The sequence below is a fragment of the Streptomyces sp. TM32 genome (genome assembly GCF_004122755.1).
Classification (GTDB): Bacteria; Actinomycetota; Actinomycetes; order Streptomycetales; family Streptomycetaceae; genus Streptomyces; species Streptomyces sioyaensis.
In genome coordinates this window covers 1-5,215 of the sequence record NZ_SDIG01000271.1, presented here as the reverse complement: position 1 = coordinate 5,215, position 5,215 = coordinate 1, and the positions used below count along the sequence as shown (strand labels likewise).

At 65.8% G+C, this 5,215-nt stretch carries 4 protein-coding genes and 1 pseudogene; all 5 read right to left on the bottom strand.

From position 1 onward, the window contains the following. Positions 1–77 precede the first annotated feature (77 nt). The 5 genes and pseudogenes from EST92_RS30940 to EST92_RS30925 all read right to left on the bottom strand — a co-directional run bounded on the left by EST92_RS30940 (position 78) and on the right by EST92_RS30925 (position 5,046). Complete coding sequence (locus EST92_RS30940) at positions 78–1,640, bottom strand: heavy metal translocating P-type ATPase (protein WP_254069180.1); 1,563 nt, start codon at positions 1,638–1,640, stop codon at positions 78–80. Positions 1,641–2,037: 397 nt separating this feature from the next. Continuing rightward, positions 2,038–2,145: pseudogene (locus tag EST92_RS32515) on the bottom strand (heavy-metal-associated domain-containing protein); the annotation flags it as partial. 156 nt (positions 2,146–2,301) lie between these two features. Next, on the bottom strand, positions 2,302–3,258 hold the full coding sequence (locus EST92_RS30935) for an amidohydrolase family protein (RefSeq protein ID WP_129283976.1): 957 nt from the start codon (positions 3,256–3,258) through the stop codon (positions 2,302–2,304). A 296-nt stretch (positions 3,259–3,554) separates the two neighbouring features. Continuing rightward, a complete protein-coding gene (locus EST92_RS31465; protein WP_161981811.1) occupies positions 3,555–3,932 on the bottom strand; it encodes a DUF4440 domain-containing protein in 378 nt (125 codons plus the stop codon). Between the two features lie 616 nt (positions 3,933–4,548). Next, complete coding sequence (locus EST92_RS30925) at positions 4,549–5,046, bottom strand: ATP-binding protein (RefSeq protein ID WP_129283974.1); 498 nt, start codon at positions 5,044–5,046, stop codon at positions 4,549–4,551. Positions 5,047–5,215: the final 169 nt, after the last annotated feature.

The following is a 5,215-nucleotide window of genomic DNA, read 5'->3' as shown; positions in this document are numbered from 1 at the left end:
TGGTGGGCTGGACTTCGACATGGTGATCTCCGTAGTGACCGGAGACCCAGGTGTCAACGATGATCCTCAGTTTTAGATCACACGCCGACCATGGCCACCTTGTGACCGGAGGTCTGCAGTTCGACGACCTTGGCTGCTTTGTCGCCGGGCAGGACTTCGGCGATGACGGTGTCGATGCCCAGCTGCCGCGCGATCCGCTCGGCGGTGGCCTGGTTGTCGCCGGTGAGCATGGTGACCTCGATGTCGAGGGCGTGCAGTTCTTGCACGGCGGTGGCCGAGGTGCCCCGGGGCGCGTCGGCGATGCCGATCAGCCCGGCCGCCCGGCCGTCGACGGCCGCGATCACGACGGTGCGTCCGGTGGCAGCCAGCTCATCCCGCTTCTGGGCGACTTCTATAAGGTCGATGCCCTCGCGTTCGGCCAGACGGCGGTTGCCGACCGCGACGCGGTGCCCTGACACCCGGGCGATCGCGCCATGGCCGGGGACGTTCTCGAAGTTCTCTGCGCCTTCGGTGGCCAGGTTGTTGGCCTCGGCGTACCGTACGAGGGCCTGCGCGAGGGGGTGTTCGGACTCGCGCTCAACTGCCGCGACCAGTCTGAGGAGCTCGTCCTCGGTGATGTGGCCATTGATGACCACGTCGGTGACCTCCGGCTCGCCCTTGGTGAGCGTGCCGGTCTTGTCCATGACGACGGTCTGGATGCGCGCGGAGGTCTCCAACCCCACGGCGTTCTTGAACAGCACGCCGCGTTGCGCGCCCAGTCCGGTGCCGACCATGATCGCGGTGGGTGTGGCCAGGCCGAGCGCGTCCGGGCAGGTGATCACCACGACAGTGATCGCGAACAGCATCGCTGCGCCGAAGGAGCGGTCGGTGGCCAGCAGCCACGCGGCCAGGGTCATGGCCCCGCCGGCCAGCGCGACGAAGACCAGCCAGAACGCCGCCCGGTCGGCCAGCCGCTGTCCGGGCGCCTTGGAGTTCTGGGCCTGCTGGACCAGCTGGACGATCTGGGCCAGGGCGGTGTCCGAGCCGACCTTGGTGGCGCGCACCCGTAGGATGCCGTTGGCGTTGATGGTGGCGCCGACGACCGGCGAGCCGGGCCCCTTGTGCACGGGCAGGCTCTCTCCGGTGACCGTCGACTCGTCGACCTCGCTGGTGCCCTCCTCGACCACCCCGTCGACCGCGATCTTCACTCCGGGGCGGACCAGCAGCAGGTCACCGACCACCACCTCGGCGGTGGGAACCTCTACGCTCGCGCCGTCGCGCAGTACCAGCGCCTTGGGCGGGGCCAGGTCGAGCAGGGTACGGATGGCGTCGTTGGCGCCGCCTCGGGCGCGCATCTCGAACCAGTGGCCCAGCAGGACGAAGGAGGCCAGCACGGTGACGGCCTCGTAGAATACGTCGCCGCCGCCGGTGAGAGTGATGATCAGCGAGTACAGCCATCCCGAGCCCACGGCGACCGCGACCAGCACCATCATGTCCAGGGTGCGGGCGCGCAGGGCGCGTACCGCGCCGGCGAAGAAGATCGTGCACGAGTAGAGGATCACCGGCAGGCTCAGCAGCAGTGCCCACACATCCTCGCGCAGCCCGAACAGGACGGGCACCTCCAGGCCGAAGACGTCCCTGCCGATCGGCGACCAGATCAATGGGGATCGAGAAGAGCACCGCGACGAGGAACCGGTTGCGCATGTCGGCGACCATGGCCGCCATCGCGATGCCCCCCTCTTCGCGGTCGCCCCTCATCTCGTGCGGCGAAGACGCCCCCTCCCTGGGTTCGTGGGCTGCGTGCTTGGCAGGAGCGCCGGGTTCATGCACGTGTTCGGCGGGTGCCTCGTGCGCATAGGGTGCGACGCTGTTCTGCGACGGCGCGGTCGCTGCCGCATGGTCTGCAGGGGCAGTCGGTGCCGCCGCGGCCGGGGCGGGTGGTGGATCGTGCTCGGCCATCGGGTCGCACACATGGGCCGGGACAGACTGCCCCGCGCAGTGGTAGCCGCACTCCTCCACCCAGCCACGAAGCTCGGCCACAGACGTCCGCCGCGCATCGAAGATCACCGTTGCCGTCTGCGCCACCGGGTTTGCCTCCACATCGAGTACGCCCGGACGTCGGCCCAGGACCGCGGTGACGGAGCTGTGCTGGGAGGCCCAGCCCATACCCCGTACGTCCAGCACCGCGGTACTGCGCTCCTTGGGCGGCTGCGGCTCAAAGCGGCCGCCGTGATGCCAGTGGCGGCTGTATTCCACATGGTGGTCGTGCCGTCGCACGGTCGCTTCTCCTCTGCTGTAACGGCCTGAGAGGCGATGAACCAATCAGATCGCTGCGGGGTGGGTGACTCCGAGGAGTTCGGCCGCCGTGGTGTCAAGGATCGCGTTGACGTCCTGATCCGGCAGTCCGGCTCGCTGCACGTAGGTGACTGCCTCACCAAAGGCGTCGCCCGCCTGATAGGAAAAGTCGGTTCCGAGTACGAGCCGGTCGGCTCCGAGCGTCTCGGCCGCGGCGCGCAGGGCGGGGGTGTGGTTGTGGCCGGTGGTCTCGTACCACATCCGGCGGGCGGTGACGCTCGGTTTCTCCGGGGTGGCCGGTGCCTCCCAGCCGTACTGCCGGTCCATCCGTTCCATCAGCATGGGTAGCGCGCCGCCCAGGTGCCCGATGATGATCTTCAGGCGGGGGAACCTGCTGGGGATCCCTGTCTGGATCAGGTGCGTGGCGGCCACGGTGTCCTCGATCGGCGCGCCGATCTCCCACGTCATGGTGGGCCCGATCAGCGGTGAGTGGGCGCCGGCCCCGGCGGGGTGGACGAAGAGGACGGCCGCGCGGCGGTCGAGCTCGGCGTAGAGGGGCAGAAACGTCGGATCTGCCAGGGAACGGCCGAGCACCGAGGTGGTGACCACCGCGCCGGGCATCGAAAGGTCTGTCAGGGCGCGGTCCAGCTCGGCCAGAGCGGCGTCGGTGTGCGGCCAAGGCAATGAGGCGAAGGCCTGGAACCTGTCGGGGAAGCGCCGGACCATGTCCGCGTACTCATCGTTGACCATACGCGCGGCCTGCACCGCGTTGCTCTGGTCGGCGAAGTGTGGAGAGGCAGGCGCCGACGAGAGAACCTGCAGGTCGACGCCCGCCGAGGCCATCAGCGCAAACCGCTCCTCGAGATCCTGCTCGCCCGGGCCGGCACCCACGCCCCGATGGATCCCCGTGGCCGTGTTACCGAACCGCTCCAGCAAGTCCAGGTACGCCTCACTCCACAGGTGAGCGTGTATGTCGATGCGCATCTCCAAGCTCCTCTTGGTCGTCAGTTGTTCAGGGCGAGGAAGGCGGAGTCTGCTCGTGGACCGTCAGGCGATGCTGCACGGGTGTTCCAACAGTCAACGGTCTGCTTCTCGTCAGCCTTTGCACTGATGCTTCAGAGTCTCCGTAGCCCCGCCTGCGTGTGCTCGAGAGCCGTTGAGTCACAGTTGAGAGAATGTCCAGCGAGGCCGGAAAGAGAATAATTCAAGGTGCTAAATTTCGGGGACGTCCCATTTGAGACTTTCTTCCCGGTGGGCATCGAGATTGATGGCAGGTTATACTAGCCCGCACTAGGAACCGATGCGTGGTCGACAATGTAGCACCAGCCCGGCTTAGGTCCACCAACCCACTTCACAACATCGGTGAAGCGCCCCCGAGTAATGGTTGTTTCACCGCCATTCTTGGGCTTGAGGGTAAGTGTGAACATACCCCACGACGTGACAGTCCGGTCCGAGTTGATGTAGCGAGCGTCTTCAATTTTTACGCCTACGTCATATTTCTTGAAGAGCTCGGCGTAGCTCTTCACGTTCCCCTGAGTCCCCTTGACTACCAAGCGATCCACAGGGAATACAATGGTCTCAGGCCCGTGCATGCGGGTGATGGCGTTGAGGTCACCCTCCTCGACCGCCTTGCGCCATGCCTTGACGGGCTCGCTCAAACCTACTTGGACCCTTGGTTCGCCCGGGGGCCTCTCGTCGTGGCCTCCTCGACCGCTGGCGCTGGGGCTGATTACTGCTGAACTGGACGTGGAACGTGCCTCGGCCGTCCTGGTGTCGGTAAGCGCAATGCCTGTACTGATTCCAACGATACCGATGGCCAGGGCCGAGGTGACACGCTGAGCAGCACGCATTCGATCCCTCCTGTTCATGGTGAAGAGGAATCTCCTGTGAGCTGGAGAGGACCTCAGGATGTGTTGGATATCCTGGCATGGGATGTCATGACCGGAGCATGCGCCGAGGCTGGTACCTGGCCTTCGGCCGGTGGGTGCGCTTTCCCGAGATGAGCAGGATGTGGTTTTACGCTCCTTTCGGGGCAACTGGTGCAGTGAGGCGATCCGTAATTCCGTCCAACCTCGGGCTCGCGAGGATGCCTCCGCTTTCACAACGCTACGGCTTCCGTACATTGGATGCATCTGCAGACCCCAGGTGCTCGCGGATCTGGGAGCGGTGGTGTCCACGGACAGGGGCCCGTCTGGGTGGGCGGACAAGTGATCGCTCGGTGTGCGGACAACTCATCTCCCGCTGCGGTATGACTTTTCGTCCCTCGGACGGCGGTCAGTTCGGTGAGGTGAGAGGGTGGACTCCGTCGCCGCTGGTGGCCTGGGACAGCCGCAGCGAGGAGCCGTCGGTCAGGACGACGTGAGCATGGTGCAGGAGCCTGTCGACAGCGGCGGTGGCCAGCGTCTTGGGCATGATCGAATCGAAGCCAGAGGGATGAAGGTTGCTCGTCACGATCACCGAGCGACGCTCGTATGCGGCGTCGATGACGCGGTAGAACGCCTCGGCGGCGGCCTGTCCGCTGGGCAGCATGCCGATGTCGTCAATGACGATGAGATGGCAGCGGGTGATCTTCGCGACGGCCTTGGCGACCGAGTTGTCGACGGTGGCCTTGCCCAGGTGGGCGGTGAGCGATTCGAGGGTGAACCAGGCGACCTGCATTCCCTCCTCGATCGCCTTGTGGGCCAGCGCCTCCACGAAGTGGCTCTTCCCGGTCCTGTCAATCCCCTCGCACAGAGCTTGGTCATGGTCCTCGATCAAGTCTGGTGGGGTCATCGTGCTGGTGGTGGCATGCGGGACAGCGCGCAGGGAGGCGATCAGCGCGGTCTGGAACAGGATCACGATTTGTACAGACTGAGGCCGTGGCTGCGCCTTTTGGGTTGAGGTGATGTTCTGTGCAGAACAGGTGGGCTGCGGAGACGAGCGTCACGTGGTGGTGGAAGCC